This is a genomic window from Micromonospora sp. M71_S20 (genome assembly GCF_003664255.1).
Classification (GTDB): Bacteria; Actinomycetota; Actinomycetes; order Mycobacteriales; family Micromonosporaceae; genus Micromonospora.
Map to the genome: position 1 here is coordinate 1,579,753 of NZ_RCCV01000001.1, position 23,141 is coordinate 1,602,893.

The 23,141-nt window shown below is 72.6% G+C and carries 23 protein-coding genes; 12 read left to right on the forward strand and 11 right to left on the reverse strand.

Features of this window, described 5'->3' with window-relative positions; genetic code table 11:
* The first annotated feature begins 86 nt into the window (after positions 1 to 86).
* A complete protein-coding gene (locus tag DER29_RS06990; protein WP_121396599.1) occupies positions 87 to 1,670 on the forward strand; it encodes an acyl-CoA carboxylase subunit beta in 1,584 nt (527 codons plus the stop codon).
* 110 nt (positions 1,671 to 1,780) lie between these two features.
* Here DER29_RS06990 and DER29_RS06995 read toward each other — a convergent pair whose 3' ends face one another.
* The 4 genes from DER29_RS06995 to DER29_RS07010 form a co-directional block, all read right to left on the reverse strand.
* Positions 1,781 to 2,644, reverse strand: coding sequence for a hypothetical protein (locus tag DER29_RS06995; RefSeq protein WP_121396600.1), 864 nt, complete (start codon positions 2,642 to 2,644; stop codon positions 1,781 to 1,783).
* Positions 2,637 to 3,137, reverse strand: a complete 501-nt coding sequence (locus DER29_RS07000; protein ID WP_121396602.1) for an RNA polymerase sigma factor — start codon at positions 3,135 to 3,137, stop codon at positions 2,637 to 2,639. The genes DER29_RS06995 and DER29_RS07000 overlap by 8 nt, the downstream gene beginning before the upstream one ends.
* A gap of 61 nt (positions 3,138 to 3,198) precedes the next feature.
* Positions 3,199 to 4,182 carry a ketopantoate reductase family protein gene (locus DER29_RS07005; protein ID WP_121396604.1) on the reverse strand — a complete coding sequence of 328 codons (984 nt, stop codon included), beginning with the start codon at positions 4,180 to 4,182 and terminating at the stop codon, positions 3,199 to 3,201.
* Positions 4,183 to 4,199: 17 nt separating this feature from the next.
* Positions 4,200 to 4,943, reverse strand: coding sequence for a M50 family metallopeptidase (locus tag DER29_RS07010; RefSeq protein WP_121396605.1), 744 nt, complete (start codon positions 4,941 to 4,943; stop codon positions 4,200 to 4,202).
* 101 nt (positions 4,944 to 5,044) lie between these two features.
* Here DER29_RS07010 and DER29_RS07015 point away from each other — a divergent pair, with 101 nt between their 5' ends.
* Both DER29_RS07015 and DER29_RS07020 read left to right on the forward strand, forming a co-directional pair.
* Positions 5,045 to 5,590, forward strand: coding sequence for a Uma2 family endonuclease (locus DER29_RS07015; RefSeq protein ID WP_233599668.1), 546 nt, complete (start codon positions 5,045 to 5,047; stop codon positions 5,588 to 5,590).
* Positions 5,591 to 5,721: 131 nt separating this feature from the next.
* On the forward strand, positions 5,722 to 6,474 hold the full coding sequence (locus DER29_RS07020; protein WP_121396607.1) for a GH25 family lysozyme: 753 nt from the start codon (positions 5,722 to 5,724) through the stop codon (positions 6,472 to 6,474).
* Between the two features lie 98 nt (positions 6,475 to 6,572).
* On the opposite strand, the gene DER29_RS07025 is transcribed toward DER29_RS07020, so the two are convergent.
* Positions 6,573 to 6,803 carry a hypothetical protein gene (locus tag DER29_RS07025; RefSeq protein WP_121396608.1) on the reverse strand — a complete coding sequence of 77 codons (231 nt, stop codon included), beginning with the start codon at positions 6,801 to 6,803 and terminating at the stop codon, positions 6,573 to 6,575.
* 91 nt (positions 6,804 to 6,894) lie between these two features.
* Positions 6,895 to 8,832, reverse strand: coding sequence for a serine/threonine-protein kinase (locus DER29_RS07030; protein WP_121396610.1), 1,938 nt, complete (start codon positions 8,830 to 8,832; stop codon positions 6,895 to 6,897).
* A 92-nt stretch (positions 8,833 to 8,924) separates the two neighbouring features.
* Between DER29_RS07030 and DER29_RS07035 the strand changes: the two genes are divergently transcribed.
* From DER29_RS07035 to DER29_RS07060, 6 genes are all read left to right on the forward strand, one after another.
* Positions 8,925 to 9,134: an acyl-CoA carboxylase subunit epsilon gene (locus DER29_RS07035; protein WP_121396611.1), complete on the forward strand. Its 210-nt coding sequence runs from the start codon at positions 8,925 to 8,927 to the stop codon at positions 9,132 to 9,134.
* Positions 9,135 to 9,277: 143 nt separating this feature from the next.
* A complete protein-coding gene (locus DER29_RS07040) occupies positions 9,278 to 9,757 on the forward strand; it encodes a hypothetical protein (protein ID WP_121396613.1) in 480 nt (159 codons plus the stop codon).
* On the forward strand, positions 9,754 to 11,154 hold the full coding sequence (locus DER29_RS07045; protein ID WP_121396614.1) for a hypothetical protein: 1,401 nt from the start codon (positions 9,754 to 9,756) through the stop codon (positions 11,152 to 11,154). Before DER29_RS07040 ends, DER29_RS07045 begins: the two co-directional genes overlap by 4 nt.
* 53 nt (positions 11,155 to 11,207) lie before the next feature.
* The gene (gene mycP, locus DER29_RS07050) at positions 11,208 to 12,329 is read left to right on the forward strand and encodes a type VII secretion-associated serine protease mycosin (protein WP_121399063.1); all 1,122 of its coding nucleotides are present in this window, start codon (positions 11,208 to 11,210) and stop codon (positions 12,327 to 12,329) included.
* A gap of 98 nt (positions 12,330 to 12,427) precedes the next feature.
* Positions 12,428 to 13,072, forward strand: a complete 645-nt coding sequence (locus DER29_RS07055) for a nucleoside triphosphate pyrophosphatase (RefSeq protein WP_370040251.1) — start codon at positions 12,428 to 12,430, stop codon at positions 13,070 to 13,072.
* Positions 13,073 to 13,081: 9 nt separating this feature from the next.
* Positions 13,082 to 13,735, forward strand: a complete 654-nt coding sequence (locus DER29_RS07060; RefSeq protein WP_121396616.1) for an O-methyltransferase — start codon at positions 13,082 to 13,084, stop codon at positions 13,733 to 13,735.
* 178 nt (positions 13,736 to 13,913) lie between these two features.
* On the opposite strand, the gene DER29_RS07065 is transcribed toward DER29_RS07060, so the two are convergent.
* From DER29_RS07065 to DER29_RS07080, 4 genes are all read right to left on the reverse strand, one after another.
* The gene (locus DER29_RS07065; RefSeq protein WP_121396617.1) at positions 13,914 to 15,302 is read right to left on the reverse strand and encodes a sugar MFS transporter; all 1,389 of its coding nucleotides are present in this window, start codon (positions 15,300 to 15,302) and stop codon (positions 13,914 to 13,916) included.
* An 83-nt stretch (positions 15,303 to 15,385) separates the two neighbouring features.
* The gene (locus DER29_RS07070) at positions 15,386 to 16,141 is read right to left on the reverse strand and encodes an ABC transporter permease (protein ID WP_121396618.1); all 756 of its coding nucleotides are present in this window, start codon (positions 16,139 to 16,141) and stop codon (positions 15,386 to 15,388) included.
* A gap of 19 nt (positions 16,142 to 16,160) precedes the next feature.
* Positions 16,161 to 17,120, reverse strand: coding sequence for an ATP-binding cassette domain-containing protein (locus DER29_RS07075; RefSeq protein WP_121396619.1), 960 nt, complete (start codon positions 17,118 to 17,120; stop codon positions 16,161 to 16,163).
* A 130-nt stretch (positions 17,121 to 17,250) separates the two neighbouring features.
* On the reverse strand, positions 17,251 to 17,862 hold the full coding sequence (locus DER29_RS07080; RefSeq protein ID WP_121396621.1) for a PadR family transcriptional regulator: 612 nt from the start codon (positions 17,860 to 17,862) through the stop codon (positions 17,251 to 17,253).
* A 147-nt stretch (positions 17,863 to 18,009) separates the two neighbouring features.
* Here DER29_RS07080 and DER29_RS07085 point away from each other — a divergent pair, with 147 nt between their 5' ends.
* A complete protein-coding gene (locus tag DER29_RS07085; protein WP_121396623.1) occupies positions 18,010 to 19,761 on the forward strand; it encodes a biotin carboxylase N-terminal domain-containing protein in 1,752 nt (583 codons plus the stop codon).
* 191 nt (positions 19,762 to 19,952) lie between these two features.
* On the opposite strand, the gene DER29_RS07090 is transcribed toward DER29_RS07085, so the two are convergent.
* Entirely contained in the window at positions 19,953 to 20,840 is an 888-nt protein-coding gene (locus DER29_RS07090) for a LysR family transcriptional regulator ArgP (RefSeq protein ID WP_121396624.1), read from the reverse strand.
* Between the two features lie 96 nt (positions 20,841 to 20,936).
* Between DER29_RS07090 and DER29_RS07095 the strand changes: the two genes are divergently transcribed.
* Both DER29_RS07095 and DER29_RS07100 read left to right on the forward strand, forming a co-directional pair.
* Positions 20,937 to 21,533, forward strand: a complete 597-nt coding sequence (locus DER29_RS07095; protein WP_121399064.1) for a LysE/ArgO family amino acid transporter — start codon at positions 20,937 to 20,939, stop codon at positions 21,531 to 21,533.
* 77 nt (positions 21,534 to 21,610) lie between these two features.
* Positions 21,611 to 23,050, forward strand: a complete 1,440-nt coding sequence (locus DER29_RS07100) for a GuaB1 family IMP dehydrogenase-related protein (protein ID WP_121396625.1) — start codon at positions 21,611 to 21,613, stop codon at positions 23,048 to 23,050.
* The last annotated feature ends 91 nt before the right edge of the window (positions 23,051 to 23,141 follow it).

Here is a 23,141-nt window from a genome sequence, read left to right on the forward strand (position 1 = left end):
CCCCGTCCGGCCGACCGGGGGCGTCGCGGTCGGGCTGAGGCGAACTGCACAGCGGCGGCGGCCTGAACCATCGTTATATTCCCAGGGTGACTACCGAGACCGGGATCAACATCCACAGCACCGCGGGCAAGCTGGCCGACCTGGAGCGGCGGGTCGACGAGGCGGTGCACGCCGGGTCGGCGCGCGCGGTCGAGAAGCAGCACGCGAGGGGCAAGAAGACCGCCCGCGAGCGGATCGAGATGCTGCTCGACGAGGGTTCCTTCGTCGAGCTGGACGAGCTGGCCCGGCACCGGTCCACCAACTTCGGGCTGGCGAGGACCCGCCCGTACGGCGACGGCGTCATCACCGGCTACGGCACCATCGACGGCCGGCAGGTCTGCGTCTTCGCCCAGGACTTCACCGTCTTCGGCGGCTCCCTCGGCGAGGTCTTCGGCGAGAAGATCGTCAAGGTCATGGACCTGGCCATGAAGATCGGCTGCCCGGTCGTCGGGATCAACGACTCCGGGGGCGCGCGCATCCAGGAGGGTGTCGCCTCGCTCGGCCTCTACGGCGAGATCTTCTTCCGCAACGTGCGGGCCAGCGGCGTCATCCCGCAGATCTCCCTGATCATGGGCCCGTGCGCCGGCGGCGCGGTCTACTCCCCGGCGGTCACGGACTTCACCGTGATGGTCGACCAGACCTCGCACATGTTCATCACCGGCCCGGACGTCATCAAGACGGTCACCGGCGAGGACGTGGGCATGGAGGAGCTGGGCGGCGCCCGTACGCACAACGCGCGCAGCGGCAACGCGCACTACCTCGCCACGGACGAGCAGGACGCGATCGACTACGTCAAGGCGCTGCTGTCGTACCTGCCGTCGAACAACCTGGACGAGCCGGTGGTCTTCGACGCGCCCGCCGACCTCGACGTGACCGAGGAGGACCGGGAGCTGGACACGCTGATCCCCGACTCGGCGAACCAGCCGTACGACATGCACCGGGTGATCGAGCACGTCCTCGACGACGGCGAGTTCCTGGAGGTCCAGCCCCTCTACGCGCAGAACATGGTCGTCGGCTACGGCCGGGTCGAGGGCCGGCCGGTCGGCGTGGTCGCCAACCAGCCGATGCACTTCGCCGGCACCCTGGACATCGCCGCCTCGGAGAAGGCCGCCCGGTTCGTGCGCACCTGCGACGCGTTCAACATCCCGGTGCTGACCTTCGTGGACGTCCCCGGGTTCCTGCCCGGCACCGGCCAGGAGTGGGACGGCATCATCCGCCGGGGCGCGAAGCTCATCTACGCGTACGCCGAGGCCACCGTCCCGAAGGTCACCGTGATCACCCGCAAGGCGTACGGCGGGGCGTACGACGTGATGGGCTCCAAGCACCTCGGCGCGGACCTGAACTTCGCCTGGCCGACCGCGCAGATCGCGGTGATGGGCGCGCAGGGCGCGGTGAACATCCTCTACCGCTCGGAGCTGGCCGCCGCCGAGGACCCGGCAGCCGTGCGGGCCGAGAAGATCGCCGAGTACGAGGACACCCTCGCCAACCCGTACATCGCGGCGGAGCGCGGCTACGTGGACAGCGTCATCCCGCCGCACGAGACGCGGGCCCAGATCGTCCGCGCGCTGCGGGTGCTGCGCACCAAGCGCGAGACCCTGCCGCCGAAGAAGCACGGCAACATCCCGCTGTGACGCCCGTCCCGCCGCGCCCCCGCGCGGTGCCCCCTGCCGGCCGTGGCGGGCCACGGCTGCCCTGACGTCGTGCGGGCCGGGGGACGGGCGGGCGATCGACCGTGGGGCGGTCAGCAGGACGGGTTGGCGGCGGCGCACATGCGCCGCGCGGCCAGCCCGGCCAGACGGACCAGGTCGGCCTCGGCGGTCGGTTCCAGGATCAGCACGCTCACCAGGTCGCCGACCCGCACCACCACTGTCGCGTCCGGCACGGACGGGCGGCCGGGCGCCCGCCCGTCGACCGGATCGAGGGTCGCGGAGACGGAGTGGCGCAGCAGCAGGGACTCGTCACCGGCGAAGTCGCGGCGTGGCACGTCCCAGCGGTGCACGTCCTCGACGGTGACGGACTCGCCGCCCCACTCGATCGACCGCAGCTCCCGCCACTCCCGGCAGACGGTGAGTTGCCGGCGCAGTCCGTCGAGGAACCGTGCGGCCCCGTCGCCCCGCATCCGGTGCAGGTCCTGGACGACCAGGACGTCGCCGAGCCGCCCCCCGCCGGTCGCGGGTCGCAGCACCGTCTGGGACCGGCTCACCCAGGTCTCCTGCGCCGACACGCCGCTCTCGCGCCTGGCGGCGCACCGGCCCAGGGCCGTGCCCACGTCGACGGTCCCGCCCAGGCCGGCCTCGCTGAGTTGCAGACCACTGCGCGCCGTCAGGTCGTCCTGTTGCAGCAGGGCCGCCGGGGGGATCTCGACCCGGGCCGCCGGCGCCGCCGGCCGCGGTGGGGACGCCGCCGGGGACAGCCCCCGCTGCCCGGACCGGTCCCCGACCGCCACGGCGGAGGCGGAGGCGACAACGAGCACCGCGACCGCCGCCAGCACCGCCGTACGCCTGCTGCGCCTGCGGGCCCGCGCGCGGATCTCCGCCGGCTCCGGCCAGCGGACGTCGCGCAGGTCCCGGTGCACCTGTTCGACGAACGTCATCTCGTCACGCATCGGCGGCCTCCTCCAGGTCAGAGACGGCGAGCAGCCCGGCGAGCGCGGCACGCCCCCGGAAGAGTCGGGCCTTGACGGTGCCCACCGGGGTGGCCGTCTGCCGGGCCACCTCCGCGACCGGCATGCCGACCAGGTAGTAGAGGGCGATCGCGGTGCGCTGCTCCTCGGGGAGTCGGCGCAGGGCGGTGACCACCTCGACGGTGGCGGTGTCCGGGCCGGGCACGCTCTCGTTGGCGCCGTGCCGCAGGTAGGCGCGGGCCCGGCTGCGCAGGCTGCGCCACCGGCTCACCGCGATCCGGCTCGCCACCACCCGCACCCACGCCTCCGGCTCCTCGTACGCGCTCACCGTCGACCAGCGCTGCCAGGCCCGGATGTACGCCTCCTGCACGGCGTCCTGCGCCTCGGCGAGATCGCCGGTGAGCGCGTAGACGTAGCCGAGCAGCCGTTGCCGGCTGCCCCGGTAGAACTCGTCGAACCCGTCGACGTCCGGCACCTGCTACCTCCCCGTGACGGTCGCAGGGGACACGCGCCCGGCGGTGCCGCCGGTTGCCCGGTCAGCCGATCATTTTCGCCAGCTCGGTCGCGTCGAACCCGCCGGCCGGGATCCGCCCGCGCAGCGCGCGGCGCACCGCGAGCTGGACGGCGGTGTTCGCCGGGGTCGGTACGCCGTGCAGCCGGCCGAGCAGCGCGATCTCGCCGTTGAGGTGGTCGGTCTCGGCCGAGCCCGCTCCCCGGGCCAGGCTCTGCCAGGTGGAACCGCCGGCCCGCTCCTCGCCGTCGACCGGCCGGTGGTCGACGAGGTCACCCCGCTCGGCCTTCTCCTCCTCGGGCGTGGTGTGCGCGATTCCGGTCGCGGCGAGCACGGCGGTCCCCTCGGCCCGGACCCGCTGCCGTAGGTCGTCGGGGACGTCCCGGCCGAGCAGCGCCTGGAGGCCGTTGCCGAGGTTGGCCAGCAGCTTGCCGTACTTCCAGCGCAGCACGTCGGCGCGCACCGGGGCGACGAAGCCGGCGGCGGTCAGGTCGGCGGCGACGACGTCGTCGGTGGCGTCCGCACCGGACGGGTAGCGGCCGAGGTGCAGCATGCCGGGGTGCGGGTGGCCGTTGGCCACCACCACGCCCGGCTCCAGGTGGGTGGCGGGCAGCCAGACGCAGACGCCGTGCACGTCGGCGAAGAGGCGCAGGGCGGCGCGTTCGTTGGCGACCCCGTTCTGCGCGGTGAACAGCGGCAGGCGCTCGGCCGCCGTACCGCCGCCGGCCACGGGCGCGTCCGCCCATGCCGCCAGCGCCGCTTCGGTGTCCTGCGACTTGACGGTGAGCACCAGGGCGGTGTCGTCGGGCAGCGGCCGGTCGCCCGGCCCGTCGGCGGCCGGCCCGCGCCAGGTCGTCTCGCCGTCGGGCCGCCGCAGGGTCAACCCCCGCCGCCGGATCGCGTCCAGGTGCGCGCCGCGCGCCACCAGGGTCACGTCGTGGCCGGCCTGCCCCAGCCGTACGCCGATGGTGCCGCCGACCGCGCCCGCTCCGATGATCACGTATCGCACGGGCCCATTCTGCCCGGTCAGGGCGTCAGGCCGGCCTCGGTGAGGATCGGGCCGGCCAGCAGCAGCGCGCCGGCGCCGAGGGCGACCAGGTTGACCAGGGCGAAGACGGTGACCCAGAAGAACGCGGGCAGCGGGGTGAGGCCGGCGAGCTGGTCGGCGTCGGAGGCGGGCATCCGCCCCCGCGAGCGCAGCCGTTGCAGCTCCACCACCGGCCGCACCCCGCCGAGCAGCAGGAACCACACCCCGGCGTACGCGAACGCCGCCTGCACCTGCGGTTCGGCGTACCAGGAGACGGCGAGCACCACCCCGCCGGTGACCAGCAGCGAGAGCACGCCGAAGACGTTGCGGATCATGACCAGCATGGCCAGCAGCAGCACCACGGCGACCCAGAGCAGCAGGGTGATCCGGTTGCCGCCGAGCAGCCACGCGCCGGCCAGCCCGACCAGCGGCGGGGCGACGTAGCCGGCGAGCAGGGTGAGGATCATCCCGGGGCCCGTGGGCCGGCCGGCGGAGAGGGTGAGGCCCGAGGTGTCCGAGTGCAGCCGGATGCCGTGCAGGCGGCGGCCGGTGAGCAGGGCGACCAGCGCGTGCCCGCCCTCGTGGGCGATGGTGATCGCGTTGCGGGCGATCCGCCAGGGCAGGCGGGTGCTGACCACCACCAGCGCGACGACGGCGGTCAGCAGCACCAGCAGGGGCGGCGGGTCCGGCTGCGCCGCGAACAGCTTGTCCCAGAGACCGCCGAGCCCGTCGATCGACACCATGGGGCGCGAGCCTACCGGCCCCGACCTGTGTCGCTGCGCCCTCGTCGGTCCGTATCGTGTGAAGCTGACCTGGTGGCGATCGAAGCGGGAGGTGGACGCCGGTGAGCGCGGCACCCCTGGAACCCCACATCGGCCTGTGGACCGAGGCCGAGTACCTCGCCATGGGCGAGACGCCGAACCGGATCGAGTTGCTCGACGGGAGCCTGATCGTGAGCCCTGCCCCGAGCAAGCGACACCAGCGGGTGTCGCGGCTGCTGGCCAACAGCCTGGACGACGCTGCGGGGGCCCTCGCGGTCTTCGAGGCGGTGAACGTCCGGCTCGGTGTCGACCGCATCGTCATCCCCGACGTGGTGATGGCCGACACCGACGACGAGGGCACCGTGGTCGAGGCGGGCGAGGTCGTCCTCGTCTGCGAGATCGTCTCGCCGGGGAACGCGGCCGCCGACCGGTTGGTCAAGATGCAGCTCTACGCGATCGCCGGGATCCCGTGGTACCTGCTGGTCGAGCAGGACGGCGCCGGCCACTCGCTGCGGCTGCACCGGCTCGACGGCACGCACTACGTCGAGGAACAGGTCGCCAAACCGGGCGAGGAACTCCGCGTGACCGAGCCGATCCGCTGGCGCGTCGACCCGGCCACGCTGCGCTGAGGCGGAGACCCGCGCCCGTCCGGGTGGTCGGCTTCCACCGTTCCTGAAGATTTCCTTAGCTCCCCTTGCCATTCGAGGCACTTACCTCCAAAGATGAACGTCTATTAAGTCCGGCGTCCTTGGAGGCATCCATGACCCGTACCGGAACATCCCTGCGGCGGCTGCTGGCCGCCACCCTCGCGGCCCTCGCCACCGCGGCGGCGGGGCTCGTCGCGACCGCGGCCCCGGCGTCCGCCGCCACCACTCCCGGCATCGACGTTTCCCACTACCAGGGCGCCATCAACTGGACCAGCGTCCGCAACGCGGGCATCCAGTTCGCCTTCATCAAGGCGACCGAGGGCACCAGCTACAAGGATCCGAGATTCAACACGAACTACGTGGCCGCCTACAACGCCGGCGTCATCCGCGGGGCCTACCACTTCGCCCGGCCCAACATCTCCTCCGGGGCGGTCCAGGCGAACTACCTGGCCTCCAACGGCGGCGCCTGGTCGGCCGACAGCCGCACCCTCCCGGCCGCGTTGGACCTCGAGGCCAACCCGTACGCGGGCGGCTACTGCTACGGCCTGAGCACGACCGGCATGCGGAACTGGGTCCAGGACTTCCTCAACACCTACCGCTCCCGCACCGGCCGCTACGCCGTCATCTACACCACCACGAGCTGGTGGAACCAGTGCACCGGCAGTTGGACGGCCCCGTGGGCGAACCACCCGCTCTGGATCGCCCGCTGGTCGAGCACGGTCGGCGCGCTGCCGGCCGGGGCCCCGTTCTGGAGCTTCTGGCAGTACACCGACCGGGGCAGCGTCGCGGGCATCAGCGGCGGGGTCGACCGCAACCACTGGAACGGTGACCGGAGCCGGCTGATCGCGCTGGCCAACAACACCTGAGCCTGAGTCGCCTGGGGAGGCGGTTGGCGGCAGCGGGACCGGTTGTCACCGTACGGTCGACAACTGGTCCGGCTGCCGCCACGCCGCTCCTGCGGGGGTCAGGCCCGCCGTCGGGCCGCCACGGGAACGGTCGCCGCGTTCTCGCGGGCGAGCGCGCCCCGCCGGGCGAAGCGCCGGACGCCCACCCCGGCGAGGGTGACGGTGACGACGCTGAGCAGCGCGAACAGCAGCGGCAGGCCGGCGGCGGCGAGCAGCAGGACGATGTCGCCGAGGGCCACGAGCATCCACAGTGCCACTCGGGGCCGGGCGTCCCTCCGTCGGTATCCCATGTCGTACCCTCCCTTCCGTTGTGAAGGTTAGATACCCCGTACGGCGGAAGGTCATGCGAGTCGATCTCGCAACGGGCGCGAATCCCGCGGATCAGTCCTTGCGGTCGGGCACGAAGCCCTTGGCGATCCGGTCGAAGTTGGCCAGGTTGGCCTGCCAGTCCTTCGCGGCGACCTCCCAGCGCAGGGCGTAGCCGCGGTTCCTGGCCGTGACGAAGCCCCGGTTGCGGACGTGGATCCGCGTGCCGTCGCGGGTCTCCAGCCACTCCCAGTCCGCGCAGGTCTTCCAGAAGCCTTCACAGCTCGAGATGTCGACGTACTGGTAGCTGTTTACGTACTTCCTGCGATCCGGCTCTTTCTCCTTCCAGTCGGCCAACGCGTCCGGCTGCGGCGTGTTGGTCCACTGGATCAGCAGCTCGCCCACACCGTTGGGCTCGTCGAAGACGACGGTGTTCTGCCCAACGTTGCGGCGCACCCAGTTCGCCGGCAGCGGCAGCGCGAAGCCGGCCGGGTCCTTGTGCAGCTTCCAGCCCGCCGGCAGCGCGTCCGACGTCGGGGACGGGGTGGCCGAGGGCGTCGGGCTGGGCGCGGCGCTCGTGGGCGGGGCCGGCGCGGAGGACTGCGGCGGCTGCCCCTGCGAGGTCGCCGCGCCGGTCGGGTCGGCCTGCGGGCTGCCGCCGCCGTCCCCACCGTCGCCGCTCGTCAGCATCGGCACGACCACCACCAGGCCGATCAGCAGCAGCGCCACCAGCACGCCGATCAGCACGTTGCGCCGGGTGTTGTTCGGCTTCGTACCGCTGGACGCCACGACCGTCGCCCGGCCGGACGGCGGGCTCACCGGCGCGGGCATCACCGAGGTGGGATTCGCCGGCCTGCCGGGCGCCGGGTCCACCGGCTCGGCCTTCGTGTCGTCGAGCGCGGGCTTCGGCGGGTCGACCTTCGCCGTCGGGGCCGAGTCCGAGGTGGACGCTCCGACCTTGGCGGTGGGCGCGAGGTCCGAGGAGACCGTCGCCGTCGCGTCCTCGGCGGTGGACGCCGCGGCGGCACCGGCACCGGCCGCCGCCAGCGGCGCACGCGGCGCCGGCGGGCTGACCGGCTTGTCGGACCCGCCCTCGGCCGGTCGTGGCGCCGGCACCAGCGGCGGGCGCGGCTCACGTGGACCGTTCGGCCCCGGCCGGCGTACGCCGTCGAGCAGCGGGATGGTGCGGGTGCGCTTGCCACCGGCGCGGCGCAGCAGCTTCTCCGCCACCTCGGCGGTGATCCGCTCCTTCGGGTCCTTGCGCAGCAGGCCGTTGAGCACCGGCTTGAGCGGCCCGGCGTTCTTCGGCGGCGGCATCGGCTCGGTGGCGAGCGCCGCCAGGGTGGCGATCGCCGACGGCCGCGCGTACGGCGACTTGCCCTCGACCGCCGCGTAGAGGGTGGCGCCCAGCGACCAGAGGTCGGCCTCCGGCCCGGCGGTGCCCTCGCGGGCCCGCTCCGGCGAGATGTACGCGGGCGACCCCAGCACCATTCCCGTGCGGGTCACGTTCGGGTCACCGGGAATCGTGGCGAGGCCGAAATCGGTCAGCACCACCCGGCCGTCGTCGCCGAGCAGCACGTTGCCGGGCTTGACGTCGCGGTGCATCACACCGGCCTTGTGCGCCGACTTCAGCGCGGCCAGCACGCCCAGGCCGATCTCCACGGCACGCGCCGGCGTCACCGGACCGTCCTCGGCGAGGGTGTCCTGCAACGACTTCGACGGCACGTACTCCATGACGATCCACGGATCGCCGTCGGTGCGCAGCACGTCGAAGATGCGGACCACGTTTATGTGGTTGAGTCGGGCGATGGCCCGGGCCTCACGCAGCGAGCGCTCCCGCATCTCGCGGCGCTCCTCGTCGGTGAGGCTGGGCGGCGGGACGAGTTCCTTGATCGCCACGTCCCGGTGCAGCACCTCGTCGCGCGCCTTCCACACCCGACCCATGCCGCCCTGACCGAGCGGCGAGAGGAGCCGGTATCGGTCAGCGACGAGTTGGGGCAGCGCGTTCGACATCGCCCAGACGGTACCCGGAGCCGGCGACGCTCACACCGCCGGCACGCCACTGTGCGGTTCAGGTCAACCTCTCCGACGCGTACGCTGGCGCCATGTCTGCCGAAGAGCCGCTGTTCCGGGTCGTCCGCGGGGTCCCCACCGCCGAGGAGCTGGCCGCGCTGGTGGGCGCGATCGTCGTACGGTCCCGCCCGGTCGCCGCGGCCGGACCGGTCGCCGCGTCCGCCTGGGCGCGCTCCGGCCGGCCCGTCGCAGCGCCGGCCGCCGGCCCCGGCGCCTGGCGGGCGTCCGGGCTGCCCCGCTGACCTTTTCCGTACGGATCACCGCAGCTCGGCGCCCCTTCGCATCCGTGGGGTGGCCGGCGCGTGCCGGGGCGGGGCTGCCGACAGCCCCGGGGACCCATTAACCTCACTCAGGGAAACGACGCAGTGACAGGCAGGGAGGGCCGATGATCCCCGAAGAGGACGGTCCAGCGTCCTGGCTTCGCGGCTACGGCGGCATCGAGGCCGACATCCGCCAGCTCCGCGAGTTCGCCGACAAGCTCCAGGCCGAGGTGGAACGCAACTACGCCCCGCACCTGTCGTACATCGCCGAGGACATGACGGCGCCGGTGCCCAACCCGGCCGACGCATTCATCGAGCTGGTCGACTTCCTGCGCGCGCACCACGAGACCCAGCAGGCCACCGCCGACATGGTCTGGGGTGTCCGCGACGTCACCGGCCACCTGGCCGTCGCCGCCGGCACCGTCGCCACCCGCCACACCGGAACGGACGCCTTCGCCGCCGCCCGCGTGACCGACGTCGAACGGGCGCTCGCCAACCCGGCCGCCACCGCGTCTCGCGGCGCGCCGCCGGTGCTGCCCGATCCCACCGGCCCGGAGCCCGCGCCGGGGCAGGGGCGAGGGCAGGGGCCGGTGGTGCTGCCATGATCGAACGGGGCACCGGCGGCCGCACGTCCGCCCTCACCGACTGGCGGCTCATGGACGTCGCCAGCATGTGGGCCTGCCTCCAGGACCACGACACCACCAACCACTGGAAGCAGGTCGCCGGCTGGCGCAAGGTCTGCGACCTCGCCCGCACGCACCTGAGCCGGCTCCAGGAATACCGCAAGGGGCTGGCTGAGGCCTGGCCCCCGGAGACCAACGAGGCCGCCCGGGCTTACGTCCGCGAGCTGGACGAGCTGATCGACAAGGTGCAGCGCACGCACGACGCCGCCAGCGCCAACTACACCGCGCTCTCCGCCGCCACGCAGGCCATCGGCGCCACGCGGGCGGAGCTCAAGAAGATCTACGAGACGTACGCCGTCAAGGTCCGGGAGAAGCAGACGTACGACGCGACGCTCGCCGACCCGAAGGCGGCCATGGGCAGCCGGGTCCCCGATCGCCCGGTGACGGACGCCGACCTCGAACGCCTCAACGTCCAGGCGCGCGGCATCATGTACGGCCTCAGCGGCGAACTCCAACACGCCCAAGTAATGCTCCGCCAACCACCGCCCAGGCCTAAGCCTTCACCTGAGGCGGACCAGCCCAACTCTGATGTCTACGGAGGCGCCGGTTCAGGCGCTCCGGTGATTCCGCCCGTCGTTCCCGTGCCGTTGTCAAGTTCGACTACTTCGTCCGTTGCCCGGTCGACTACGAACGCGCGACAGGTCTCCGCACCAACTACCCGCAACGTCGGGCCTGTCCTCGGCGGGGTCAAACCCGGTCTAGTGCCTTCTCCAATCAATCCCGCGATGCCAGGTGCAACTCCACCCGGCTTCCCCACTGGTTCCGGCAGTGGACCGATGCCTGCTATGCCGCCAAGCGTGCGGCCTGGACACGGGATCTCTGGATTGCCGATCGGTCAGCCTGGCCCTAGCAGCCGGCCGGTCAACGGAGCCATTGGCGGGCTTCCGCCTGCCACGCCACCGGGATCGCCCCGACCCATGCCACCAGGTGGTCTGATCGGCGGAACCCCCGGAATGGGATTTGGACCATCGAGTGGCAGCGGCGCACAGCAACGTCGGGTCAACCCAATTGGTGGAGTAATCGGCGGCGGGGGTGCCGGCACCGCTCCGACCGGGGGCGCAGGCTCCCGCCCTGGGTCTGGCCGAAACTTCAGCGCGGTGCATGGCATTCCGCCAATCGGTGGAGCACCCGGCATGGGCACTGCCCGCGCAGGCGGGATGCCGGGCCGATCAGGGCGGTACGACGACAGTGACGAGGAGTCGCGGCGCTGGGATCCGGACCACCCATGGGAAGTGGACCGAGGCGTAAACCCGGTAGTCCGCGCCCCAGACGAAGATGGCCCCATCGACCCAGGTCCGGCTATTGGCTTTAACCGTTGAGAACTCGGACCATTCAAGCCGCCTTGGCGCTGTTCACTCTTACGGCAACACTCCTGCCCTCAACTACCTCGCATGCTTGGTCTAACCGTAGCGCCGCAAGTCCGCAGGGCGTTGACCGGATCCGGGGAGACCAGTGGCACCTGAACTTTCTCAGGGTCGCCGAAGCGCACAGGATCGCTCAAGGCGAAGGCATAACGGTTGCGGTGCCAGACACCGGCGTTCATCCACATCCCGATCTTGCGCGTAATCTGCGCCGAGGCACAGATATTGTTGCTGGGGGTAGTGGCGACGGTCAACAAGATCGAAACAGCCACGGAACCGGCATGGCAGGTCTGATCGCCGCCCACGGGCATACCGGCAAACAAGGCGCCCTTGGCATTGCACCAAGGGCGAAGATCCTTCCCATACGGGTAAAAATTAACGACCAAGGGGGCACCAGTAACCACTTGGCAGATGCGATCAACTACGCTATCACGCAAAATGTAGAAGTAATCAGCATTTCAGCAGCAGGAGCAGCAGATAGCCGTTTATATACGGCAATCGAGGCCGCGATTCGCGCAGACATTGTTGTTGTCGCCGCAGCAGGCAATAAGCCCTTCAGCCAACACGTCGGATTCCCTGCCTCCTACCCTGGCGCAATTGCCGTAGGTGGGGTTGATCGGCTCGGCCAGCGAACCTCAGTGTCAGTCGCCGGACCGGAGATCGACGTGGTCGCTCCGGCAGTCGACATCTTCAGCACTAGCATCGACGGCAAGTACCGCAAGGGCACCGGAACTTCCGGGGCCACTGCCATCGTCGCTGGGGCGGCAGCGTTAATTCGGTCCAAGTACCCGTACCTGCCTGCCTCCGAGGTGGCGCACAGGCTCACCGCCACTGCGATCGACAAGGGCCCTCCGGGACGGGACGACGAGTACGGCCACGGGGTCATCGACCTGGTGGCGGCGTTGACGGCTGACGTACCGCCGCTGGGCTTTGGTTCGGCGACGGCGAGCGCGCCTACCCAGACCACCTCGACCACGACGGCGGTAGCGGAGCCGGCGGGCGACGGGAACGGCGGGGCGACGACCCGCGGCCTGGTCACCCTCGGCGTGATCGTGGCCGCCGGCGGCGCGTGGACGTTCATCGCCCGTCGGCGTCGTCGTGGTGATGACCCGCCGCCCCGCATCAGTCGCTGAGCACCCGGACGACGGAGACGGCGGACATGGGTGGACACGTCCCACCCGAGACGTCGTCGTCCCCGTCAGCCGGTAACGTCGGCGACGTGCCGAAATCCATGCCGCCCCGCCTCGTGCTCGCCTCGGCGAGTCCTGCCCGCCGCAAGATTCTCCAGGCCGCCGGGATCGAACCGGACGTACTGGTCAGTGGCGTCGACGAGTCCCTCGTGGTCACGGAGCGGGCCGAGGAGCTCTGCCTGGAACTGGCCCGGATGAAGGCGCAGGCGGTACTCACCCGGCTGCGGCCGGCCGACGACCAGCGGACGTTGGTGATCGGGTGCGACTCGGTGCTGGCCTTCGACGGGGAGATCCTCGGCAAGCCGGACGACGCGGCCGACGCCACCCGGCGCTGGGAGCGGATGCGCGGGCGCAGCGGCGTGCTGCACAGCGGGCACTGCCTGATCGACGTCGAGGCGGGGCGGCGGGCCGAGGCGGTCGCCTCCACCGTCGTGCACTTCGCCGACGTCGGCGACGACGAGATCGCCACGTACGTGGGTACGGGCGAGCCGCTGGCCGTGGCGGGTGCCTTCACGATCGACGGGCTGGGTGGGCCGTTCGTGGAGCGGATCGAAGGTGATCCGAGCACGGTCATCGGGCTCTCCCTGCCGATGCTGCGCCGCCTCCTCGCCGAACTGGACCTGCGGATCACCGATCTGTGGACGAAGGTCGCGCCCGGCAACCAGACGGTCGAGCCGCTCGGCTAGCGTCCGTTCATGACCACCAAGTCGATCCCGCTCACGTCGGAGCTGCACGCGTACCTGGTCGGGCACGGTGCGCCGCCGGACGAGATCATGCGGGACCTGGCCGAGGAGACCCGTGCGGTCCTGCCGAACGACGCGCAGATGCAGGTCGCACCGGAGCAGGCCGCCTTCCTGACCTTCCTCACCCGGTTGCTCGGGGTACGGCAGGCCGTCGAGGTGGGCACGTTCACCGGCCTCTCGTCGCTGGCGATCGCCCGGGGCCTGCCCGAGGGCGGGCGGCTGACCTGCTTCGACATCTCTGAGGAGTTCACCGGCATCGCCCGGCGGTACTGGGCCCGCGCCGGTGTGGACGACCGGATCGAACTGCGGATCGGCCCGGCCGGCGACACGCTGCGCGAGCTGCCCCACGAGCGCCACCTGGACTTCGCGTTCATCGACGCCGACAAGACCGGTTACCCGATCTACTGGGCGGAGCTGGTGCCTCGGATGCGTCCCGGCGGGGTGATCGCGGTCGACAACGTGCTGCGCGGCGGTCGGGTGATCGCCCCGCAGAACGCCGACGACCGGGCCATCGCGGCGTTCAACGACGAGGTGCTCGCTGACGTCCGGGTGGACGCGGTGATGCTCCCGATCGCCGACGGCCTCACCCTGGCCCGAGTGCACTGACCTGACCGACCCCGCCCCCCGCGATCTTGGTAGGAAACGGCCCCTACGAGGGCCTTTTCCTACCAACATCGCGGGGGAACGCCATTCGGCGGGCAGGCAGGGGCCGTTTTCTAGCTAGGTGCCGGGGAACGGCGACCGGCGGCAGGCAGGGGCCGGGCAGGGCCAGGTCTGTCAATGCCTAGGCGTTCGTCGTCGCGGGGGTGGTGGGGGCGGGTTCGCCGGCCGGGCGCAGGGCGCGGCCCAGGCGGGCGGCGAGCAGCGCAGCCGCCGCGATGAAGGCGGGCAGCAGCAGGAAGGCCAGGTGCGGTCCGACGCCGTCGGCCACCCAGCCGAGCGCGACCGGCGCGATCCCGAAGCCCACCCCCATCGAGTACGACGCGTAGCCGGCCGCCCGGTCCGCGGCCGGCCCGGCGACGGCGAGCGCGATCGAGATCGCCAGCGGATAGTGCAGGGCGTTGCCGAGGCCGAGGACGACCAGGCCGGTGACGGCGAGCCAGCCGACGGACGCGATCCAGAACAGCGCGAACCCGGCCAGCGACACGCCCAACGCGGCCAGCAGCAGCGGCACGGGCCGGTACCGCAGGGCAAACCGGCCCCCGACGACCCGCCCCAGGAACATGCCGCAGACGATCGCGGCGACGGCGGCCGAGGCGCCGCCGGCCGCCATCCCGGCGTGCGAGCGGAGCACGTCGGCCGTCCAGAGCGACAGGCAGACCTCGATCGAGCCGGTGACCGCCATCAGGACCCAGGCGATCCAGTACGCCGCCGGCAGGCGTCGGCCGGCCCCGTGGGCGCCGGCCACCGAGGCGACATCGCCCGGAGCCGAGGAGGCGAGAGCCCCGGAACCGGAAGCCGCGGAACCGGAGGCCAAAGAGCCGGGAGCCGAGGAGCCGGAGGCCAGAGAGCCGGGAGCCGCGGAACCGGGAGCCAAGGAGCCGGAGGCCGAGGAGCCGGGAGCCGGGGCGGTGGGAGGACCGCCGGGAGCCGCGGCAGCGGGGGCGGGTCGCGGCAGGCGTACACGGAAGGTCACGGCGGCGAGCGCGACCAGGGCGATCAGGCCGACCTCGACGGCCATCGCCGGTCGCCAGCCCCACCCGGCGTCCACGCTGGCGCCGATGACCAGCGGGGCGAGGATGCCGGCGCCGGCGCAGACGGCGTTGGCCTCGGTCAGCGCCGCCGGAGCGCCGGCGCCGTGCCGGTCGGTGAGCACCACGGACACGCCGCTGATCACCAGCATGCCGAAGGTGGCGATCACGGCGACGGCGGTGATCGTGGCGGGCAGGGCGCGGACGAGGCCCAGGGCGGCGACGCCGGCCGCCACGCCCGCCAGCCCGATCCAGATGGCCCGGCCACGGCCGAGGCGGCGGGCCAGGGGTGCGAAGAGCGCCCCGCCGGCCAGCGCGCCGACGGCGATGCCGGTGCTGTGCAGGCCGGCGACGGCGGCCGAGGTGCCCTGTTCGTCGCGGAGCAGTGGCACGACCGGCCCGAAGCCGTAGAGGAAGAAGCCCCACAGCCCGAGCTGGGCGTAGGTCAGCCAGGTGAGCCGGTCACGGGTGAGGCGGGGCACCGGCCTCACGCTACAAGCGTCGGGCCGGCGCCCCGCCCCTGGTGAGAGGCAACTCTCCCCGCCGTCAGGAAGGGGACCCGCGCTCAGCGGACGCTGCGGGCGAACTGCCGGGCGGCCCAGAAGACGCCGGCGGCGGCGAGGACCGCGATGATGCCGAGCCCCTGCCAGACCTTGTCGTCGCCGAGTTCGCCGGCGAAGAGGGCCCGGGTGCCGTCGACCGCCCAGGAGAACGGGTTCCACTCGGCGATGCCCTGGAGCCAGCCCGGGGCGAAGGTCAGCGGCAGCAGGATGCCGGAGAGCAGCAGCACGGGCTGCGCCACGGTGTTCATCAGCGGGGCCAGCGCGTCCTCGCTCTTGACCTTGAGCGCGATGCCGTAGGAGACGGCCGAGGTCATCAGCGCGATCAGGGCGAGCATGAGGTACGCCAGCAGCAGGTCGACGAGGGAGACGCGCAGGTCGAACAGGAGCGCGAGCAGCGTGATGATGACCGCCTGCACGATGAGCGACACCACGTCGCGCAGCGAGCGGCCGAGCAGCAGGGCGAGGCGGCTGACCGGGGTGACCCGGGAACGTTCGATGACCCCGGCGCGCAGCTCGGCGATCAGGCCGAAGCCCTGGAACAGGCCACCGAAGATGGCCAGCAGCACCAGCAGGCCGGGTACGAAGATCTTGTAGGCCTCCGCCTGGGTGGGCGCGTTCAGCGCCGGCTTGAGCAGCGGGGCGAAGAGCAGCAGGTACATCACCGGCTGGAAGACGCCGACGAAGACCCAGACGGGGTTGCGCAGCAGCAGTTGGAGCTGGCGCTGGAAGATCAGCCAGGTGTCACGGGCGAGTTTCATGCGGGCTCTCCGGTCGGGATCAGGACTCGCGCAGCGAGCGGCCGGTCTTGGTGAGGAAGACGTCGTCGAGGCTGGGCCGGTGCAGCTCGATGGAGTTGAGCCCGAGGCCGGCGGTGTCGACGCGGCGCAGGATCTGCGGGATGGCGGTGGCGCCCTCGTCGACGTAGAGCCGCAGCCCGCCCTCCTCGACGGTCTCCAGCTTGTTGACGTACGGCTCGCCGTCGAGCAGTTGCGCGGCCTGCGGGGTGGCCGCCGCGTCGAGCCCGACCAGCACGACGTCGCCGGAGATCTCGCGCTTCAGCTCCGTCGGGGTGCCCTCCGCGACCACCTCGCCGTGATCCATGATCGCGATCCGGTCGCAGAGCGCGTCGGCCTCCTCCAGGTAGTGGGTGGTGATGAAGACGGTCATGCCGTCGCCCCGCAGCCGGCGGATCTCGTCCCACATGTGCGCCCGGCTCTGCGGGTCGAGGCCGGTGGTCGGCTCGTCCAGGAAGACGATGCTCGGCTCGTGGATGATGCCGAGGGCGATCTCCACCCGCCGGCGCTGACCGCCGGAGTAGGTCTTGCACTTGCGGTCGGCGTACTCGGTGAGCTGGAAGGCGTCGAGGGCGCGGGCGGCCCGCCGGTGCGCGTCGGCCTTGCCGATGCCGTACATCCGGGCGTGCAGGACGAGTTCCTCCCGGGCGGTGGACTCGTCCCAGGTGCTGCCGCCCTGGGCGACGTAGCCGATGCGGCGGCGCACCTCGGCCGGGTCCTTGCGCAGGTCGGCCCCGGCGACGGTGGCCTCGCCGCCGTCCGGCTCGATGAGCGTGGCCAGCATCCGCAGGGTGGTGGTCTTGCCGGCGCCGTTGGGGCCGAGGAAGCCGAAGATCTCCCCCTCGGCGACCTTCAGGTCGACGCCGCGCACCGCGTCGACGGTCTTCGTCTGGCGACCCTCTCGGGAGCGGAACGACTTCCGCAACCCTCTGGTCTCGATCATCTCTGCTCCTGGTCGTCCGGGCCGGTGCCACCGGCCACCTGTCTGTCCCTCGGAGACGACGCCGGACGGCATGCTCCCCCGTGGCGTCCCGGGCAGGCTAACGCGATATAGCTCTTATGGTCAACGTTGATTATTCGTCCACCGTCGGCCGGGGCGGCAGCCGCTCCTCCCAGCCCTGCCATCCCTCCGCCCGCTCCAGCCCCTCGGGCAGGTACGACACCCCCGACTCGATCCGTTCCGCGATCCGCTCGCACCAGGAGATCTCCGCCTCGGACCGGGCCGTCCAGAGCTCGAACATCCACCCCACGTGCACCGGCTTGGTCGAACGCATCCAGTCAGAACTCAACGACGTACGCATCCACTCGACACCGGCGCGCAGCAGGTTCGCCCGGTTGCGCAGGGCGGCCGCCGCCTCGTCGCGCGGCATCGCGGGCAGGAAGGAGAACGCCGCCGCGAACGGGTCCGGCGGCTCGTGCAGCTGCCACCACAGGCTTCGCAGCAGCGACTCGAACTCCTCCTCGCCCTTCGGCGTGACCTCGTACGTGGTGCGGGCCGGACGGGCGCCCACCTGCTCGGTGGCCACCTCGCGCAGCAGCCCTTCCTGGGTCAGCTTGCGCAGGGCGTGGTAGATCGACCCGGGCTGCACGTTCGCCCACCTGTCGGCGCTCCAACTGAGCAGCTCGCGGCGTACGTCGTAGCCGTGCACGGGCTGCATCCAGCGCACCAGGCCGAGGATCATCATTCGCGTGGCAGACACCGGATGAGCGTAATAAGCAAATTTGACTAGGGCGGCGGCGAACAGTGCGGCATCCCACACTGAGCGATCGTTAGGGCCGCCACGGTGGCCGATACACTCCCGGTCAGTGACCCTCCGGGAGGAGCCAGCAGCGTGCGCAAGGTACTCATCGCCAACCGCGGCGAGATCGCCGTCCGCGTCATCCGCGCCTGTCGCGACGCCGGCCTGGGCAGCGTCGCCGTCTACGCGGACTCCGACCGGGACGCCCTGCACGCCACGCTGGCCGACGAGGCATACGCGCTCGGCGGGGACACCGCCACCGAGACGTACCTGCGCATCGACAAGCTGCTGGAGGTCGCCGCGAAGGCCGACGCCGACGCGGTCCACCCCGGCTACGGCTTCCTCTCCGAGAACGCCGACTTCGCCCAGGCCGTCATCGACGCCGGGCTGACCTGGATCGGCCCCACCCCGCAGGCGATCCGGGACCTCGGCGACAAGGTCACCGCCCGGCACATCGCCCAGCGCGCCGGCGCGCCCCTGGTGCCCGGCACCCCCGACCCGGTCGGCGGCCCCGACGAGGTGTTGGCCTTCGCCGTCGACCACGGCCTGCCGGTCGCCATCAAGGCCGCCTTCGGCGGCGGCGGGCGCGGGCTCAAGGTGGCCCGCACCATGGAGGAGATCCCGCACCTGTTCGAGTCGGCCACCCGCGAGGCGGTCGCCGCGTTCGGCCGGGGCGAGTGCTTCGTCGAGCGCTACCTGGACCAGCCGCGCCACGTCGAGGCGCAGGTGCTGGCCGACCGGCACGGCAACGTGATCGTGGTCGGCACCCGGGACTGCTCGCTCCAGCGCCGGCACCAGAAGCTGGTCGAGGAGGCTCCCGCGCCGTTCCTCACCGACGCGCAGCGGGCCCAGATCCACGACAGCGCCAAGGCCATCTGCCGGGAGGCGGGCTACCACGGCGCCGGCACGGTGGAATACCTGGTCGGCGCCGACGGCACCATCTCCTTCCTGGAGGTCAACACCCGCCTCCAGGTCGAGCACCCGGTCACCGAGGAGACCGCCGGCATCGACCTGGTCCGCGAGCAGTTCCGGATCGCCGACGGCGAGAAGCTGCGGTTCACCGAGGACCCGACGCCGCGCGGGCACTCCATCGAGTTCCGGATCAACGGCGAGGACCCGGGCCGCAACTTCCTGCCCGCCCCCGGCACGATCACGGCGCTGCGGCTGCCCACCGGCCCCGGCGTCCGGGTCGACACCGGCATCTCCGCCGGCGACGTGATCGGCGGCAACTTCGACTCGCTGCTGGCCAAGGTGATCGTCACCGGCGAGACGCGTACCGAGGCGCTGGAGCGGGCCCGCCGCGCCCTGGACGAGATGGTCGTCGAGGGCATGGCCACCGCCCTGCCGTTCCACCGGCTGGTGGTCCGCGACGAGGCGTTCACCGCCGAGCCGTTCACCGTGCACACCCGGTGGATCGAGACCGAATTCGACAACACCGTCCCGCCGTTCACCGCCGCCGCCGGCGCCGCCGAGGCGCCGGCCGGGCGCGAGACCGTCGTGGTCGAGGTCGGCGGCAAGCGGCTGGAGGTCAGCCTCCCCGCCGGCCTCGGCGGGGGTACGGCCACCGCCGCGCCCGCCGCGCGCAAGCCGGCCCGTCGCGGCGGCGGGGCCAAGGCCGGCGTCGCGGTCAGCGGCGACGCGCTCACCTCCCCGATGCAGGGCACCATCGTCAAGATCGCGGTCGCCGACGGCGACACCGTGGCCGAGGGTGACCTGGTCGTGGTGCTGGAGGCGATGAAGATGGAGCAGCCGCTGCACGCCCACAAGGCGGGCACGGTCAGCGGCCTCGCGGCCGAGGTCGGCGCCGTCATCACCGCCGGCGCGGCGATCTGCACCATCGCCTGACCCGCCCCCGGGCACGCGGCCTCCGGCCTCGGCGCGACACAGGCGGACCCGCCTCGGCGCGCTTCGGGGAGGGCCGCAGCCCCCGGCCGCCGCGCCGGCGTCGCCCCGGCCCCCGGCGCGCTTCGGGGACGGCCCCGGCCCGGCGAGGCCCCGGGCCGGCCCTCGACCTCAGCGCGGCTCGGACTGCGCAGTCAGCGCAGCTCGGCGCCGGCCACCGCCCGGACGGCGGCCGTCAACGCGTCAAGGGTGGTGGAGTCCACCCGCCAGTGCTGCCAGTACAAGGGGCGGTCCAGGTGGCGCCCGGCACCGAGGTCGACGCAGCGTCCGGCGGCGACGTCGGCGTGGGCGATCCGTTCCGGGACCATCCCCCAGCCGAGCCCGAGCCGCACCGCCTCGTTGAAGCCGTCGAAGGACGGGACGTAGTGGATCGGCGGGTCGAGCCGGCGCCGGGTGACGGTGCGGGCGAAGCGCTGCTGGAGCTGGTCCTTGCGGTCGAACGCCAGCATCGGCGCCGACGCGAGGGCGGCCTCGGTGAGACCGTCGGGGAAATGGCGGGATGCGAACCCGGTCTCGGCCAGGGCGACGTACCGCATGGCGCCCAGCCGCTCCACCCGGCAGCCCTGCACGGCCTCGCGCTGCGCGGTCACGGCCGCCATCGCCGTGCCGTCGCGGATCAGCTCCGCCGTGTGGTCCTCGTCGTCCCGGCGTACGTCGAACAGCAGCGCCAGCTCGGTGGGCAGTCGCGCCAGCGCGCCGACGAACCAGGTGCCCAGCGAGTCCCCGTTCGCCACGACCGTCACCCGGGTGGGTGCGGACCCACCGACGGCGGGCCGGGCGGCGGCCAGCGCCTCCCGTTCCAGCAGGGCCACCTGCCCGGCGAGCCGCAGCAGCGGCCGGCCCGCGTCGGTGGCCCGGCACGGCTTCGTCCGCCGGACGAGCACCTGACCGACGGACTGCTCCAGCGCCTTGAGGCGCTGGCTGACGGCCGAGGGGGTGACGTGCAGGGACCGTGCCGCCGCCTCGAAGCTGCCCTCGCGGACCACTGCGGCGAAGGTCCGGAGCTGCGTGGTGTCGAGCATGATGAAGCAAATCTTATCCACCATGAGAATCTTTAGCTGGGCTGCATCGGGCGGGGCTCGTAGCCTCGGCTCGTGCCCGACATCCTCAGCGGTTCCGTGGCCGGCTCCGCCGCCGCCGGCTTCTCCCTCGCCATCGCGCTGATCGCCGCCATCGGCGCGCAGAACGCCTTCGTCCTGCGGCAGGGCCTGCGCCGCGAGCACGTCCTGCCGGTCGTCGCCGTCTGCGCCGCGTCCGACGCGCTGCTCATCGCGCTCGGCATCGCCGGCATGGGCGGCGCGACGGCGGAGCACCCCGCCGCCCTCACCGCCGTCCGGTGGTTCGGCGCCGCGTTCCTGCTCGGGTACGCCGCGCTGGCCGCCCGCCGCGCGCTGCGCCCCGCCGCGCTCTCCCCCGCCGACCGGCCGCCGGCCACGCTCGGCGCGACGCTGCTGGCCTGCCTCGCGTTCACCTACCTCAACCCGCACGTGTACCTCGACACCGTCCTCCTGCTCGGCGGGGTGGCCCGCCAGCACCCGCACCACTGGGTCTTCGGCGCGGGCGCCGTGCTGGCCAGCGCGGTCTGGTTCACGGCCCTCGGCGCCGCCGCCCACCGGCTCGCGCCCGTGCTGGCCCGCCCGGTGGCCTGGCGGATCATCGACGGCACGGTGGCCGTCGTGATGGTGGCGGTCGCGGCCACCCTGCTGCTCGACTGACGTCGCGGACGCGCCGGTCGGGGTGTTTTCGGCTACCACCGGGGGCGCGGGCGTCGGCGGGCGGGAATGATGGCGACGTGCGGTTCCTTCACGGCGCGGTCCCCGCGCACGACCTGACCTACAACGACGTCTTCATGGCGCCCGTCCGTTCCGAGGTGGGCTCCCGGCTCGACGTCGACCTGGCCACCAGCGACGGCACGGGCACCACCATCCCGCTGGTCGTGTCGAACATGACGGCGGTGTCCGGCCGCCGGATGGCCGAGACGGTCGCCCGGCGCGGCGCGATCGCGGTCATCCCGCAGGACATCCCCATCGAGGTGGTGGCGAACGTCGTCGCCTGGGTCAAGCGGCGGCACCTGGTGCACGACACGGCGATCACGCTGGGCCCGACCGACACCGTCGGCGACGCGATCCACCTGCTGCCGAAGCGGTCGCACGGCGCCGTGGTGGTCATCGACGAGGAGAGCCGGCCGGTGGGCGTGGTCACCGAGGCCGACACGGTCAGCGTGGACCGCTTCGCCCAGCTCCGGCACGTGATGTCGACGGAGCTGCACACCGTGCCGGCGGACGCGGACCCGCGTACCGGCTTCGAACGGCTCTCGGCGGGGCGGCGCCGGCTGGCCCCGGTGGTCGACGCCGAGGGACGCCTGGTCGGGGTGCTGACCCGGCAGGGCGCGCTGCGGGCGACCCTCTACCGGCCGGCGCTGGACGACCGGGGCCGGCTGCGGATCGCCGCCGCCGTGGGCATCAACGGCGACGTGACCGGCAAGGCGGCGGCGCTGCTGGAGGCCGGGGTGGACACGCTGGTGGTGGACACCGCGCACGGCCACCAGGAACGGATGATCACCGCCCTGCGGGCGGTCCGCGCGCTGGACCCGGCGGTCCCGGTCGCGGCGGGCAACGTGGTGACCGCCGAGGGCGTACGCGACCTCGTGCGGGCGGGCGCCGACATCGTCAAGGTCGGCGTCGGCCCCGGTGCGATGTGCACCACCCGGATGATGACCGGGGTGGGCCGGCCGCAGTTCTCCGCCGTGCTCGACTGCGCCGCGGCGGCCCGGCAGCTCGGCCGGCACGTCTGGGCCGACGGCGGCGTGCGGCACCCGCGCGACGTGGCGCTGGCGCTGGCCGCCGGAGCCTCGAACGTGATGATCGGCTCCTGGTTCGCCGGCACCTACGAGTCCCCCGGCGACCTCTACACCGACGCCGACGGCCGGCGTTACAAGGAGAGCTTCGGCATGGCCTCGGCGCGGGCCGTCAGCGCGCGGACGGCCGACGACAGCGCGTACGACCGGGCCCGCAAGGCGGTCTTCGAGGAGGGCATCTCCTCGGCGCGGATGTACCTGGACCCGACCCGGCCGGGCGTGGAGGACCTGATCGACGAGATCATCGCGGGCGTGCGGAGCGCCTTCACCTACGCGGGCGCGCGGGACCTCGCGGAGTTCCACGAGCGGGCCCTGGTCGGCGTGCAGAGCGCGGCCGGCTACACCGAGGGGATGCCGCTGCCCACCAGCTGGTGACACCGCCGTCCGGCTGGCGGCCCCACGCGCCGCCGCCGGCTCGCGCGGCCTTCCTGATCTTCCCCGGCCTGGTGCCCAGCGGCGGGGATTC

Excerpts from the sequence above, each read along its gene's own strand:
- DER29_RS06995 (WP_121396600.1), bottom strand. The coding sequence starts at position 2,644 with ATGCGTGACGAGATGACGTTCGTCGAACAGGTGCACCGGGACCTGCGC.
- DER29_RS07010 (WP_121396605.1), bottom strand. The coding sequence starts at position 4,943 with ATGGTGTCGATCGACGGGCTCGGCGGTCTCTGGGACAAGCTGTTCGCG.
- DER29_RS07020 (WP_121396607.1), top strand. The coding sequence starts at position 5,722 with ATGACCCGTACCGGAACATCCCTGCGGCGGCTGCTGGCCGCCACCCTC.
- DER29_RS07025 (WP_121396608.1), bottom strand. The coding sequence starts at position 6,803 with ATGGGATACCGACGGAGGGACGCCCGGCCCCGAGTGGCACTGTGGATG.
- DER29_RS07030 (WP_121396610.1), bottom strand. The coding sequence starts at position 8,832 with ATGTCGAACGCGCTGCCCCAACTCGTCGCTGACCGATACCGGCTCCTC.
- DER29_RS07035 (WP_121396611.1), top strand. The coding sequence starts at position 8,925 with ATGTCTGCCGAAGAGCCGCTGTTCCGGGTCGTCCGCGGGGTCCCCACC.
- DER29_RS07040 (WP_121396613.1), top strand. The coding sequence starts at position 9,278 with ATGATCCCCGAAGAGGACGGTCCAGCGTCCTGGCTTCGCGGCTACGGC.
- DER29_RS07045 (WP_121396614.1), top strand. The coding sequence starts at position 9,754 with ATGATCGAACGGGGCACCGGCGGCCGCACGTCCGCCCTCACCGACTGG.
- DER29_RS07055 (WP_370040251.1), top strand. The coding sequence starts at position 12,428 with ATGCCGCCCCGCCTCGTGCTCGCCTCGGCGAGTCCTGCCCGCCGCAAG.
- DER29_RS07060 (WP_121396616.1), top strand. The coding sequence starts at position 13,082 with ATGACCACCAAGTCGATCCCGCTCACGTCGGAGCTGCACGCGTACCTG.
- DER29_RS07070 (WP_121396618.1), bottom strand. The coding sequence starts at position 16,141 with ATGAAACTCGCCCGTGACACCTGGCTGATCTTCCAGCGCCAGCTCCAA.
- DER29_RS07075 (WP_121396619.1), bottom strand. The coding sequence starts at position 17,120 with ATGATCGAGACCAGAGGGTTGCGGAAGTCGTTCCGCTCCCGAGAGGGT.
- DER29_RS07080 (WP_121396621.1), bottom strand. The coding sequence starts at position 17,862 with ATGATGATCCTCGGCCTGGTGCGCTGGATGCAGCCCGTGCACGGCTAC.
- DER29_RS07090 (WP_121396624.1), bottom strand. The coding sequence starts at position 20,840 with ATGCTCGACACCACGCAGCTCCGGACCTTCGCCGCAGTGGTCCGCGAG.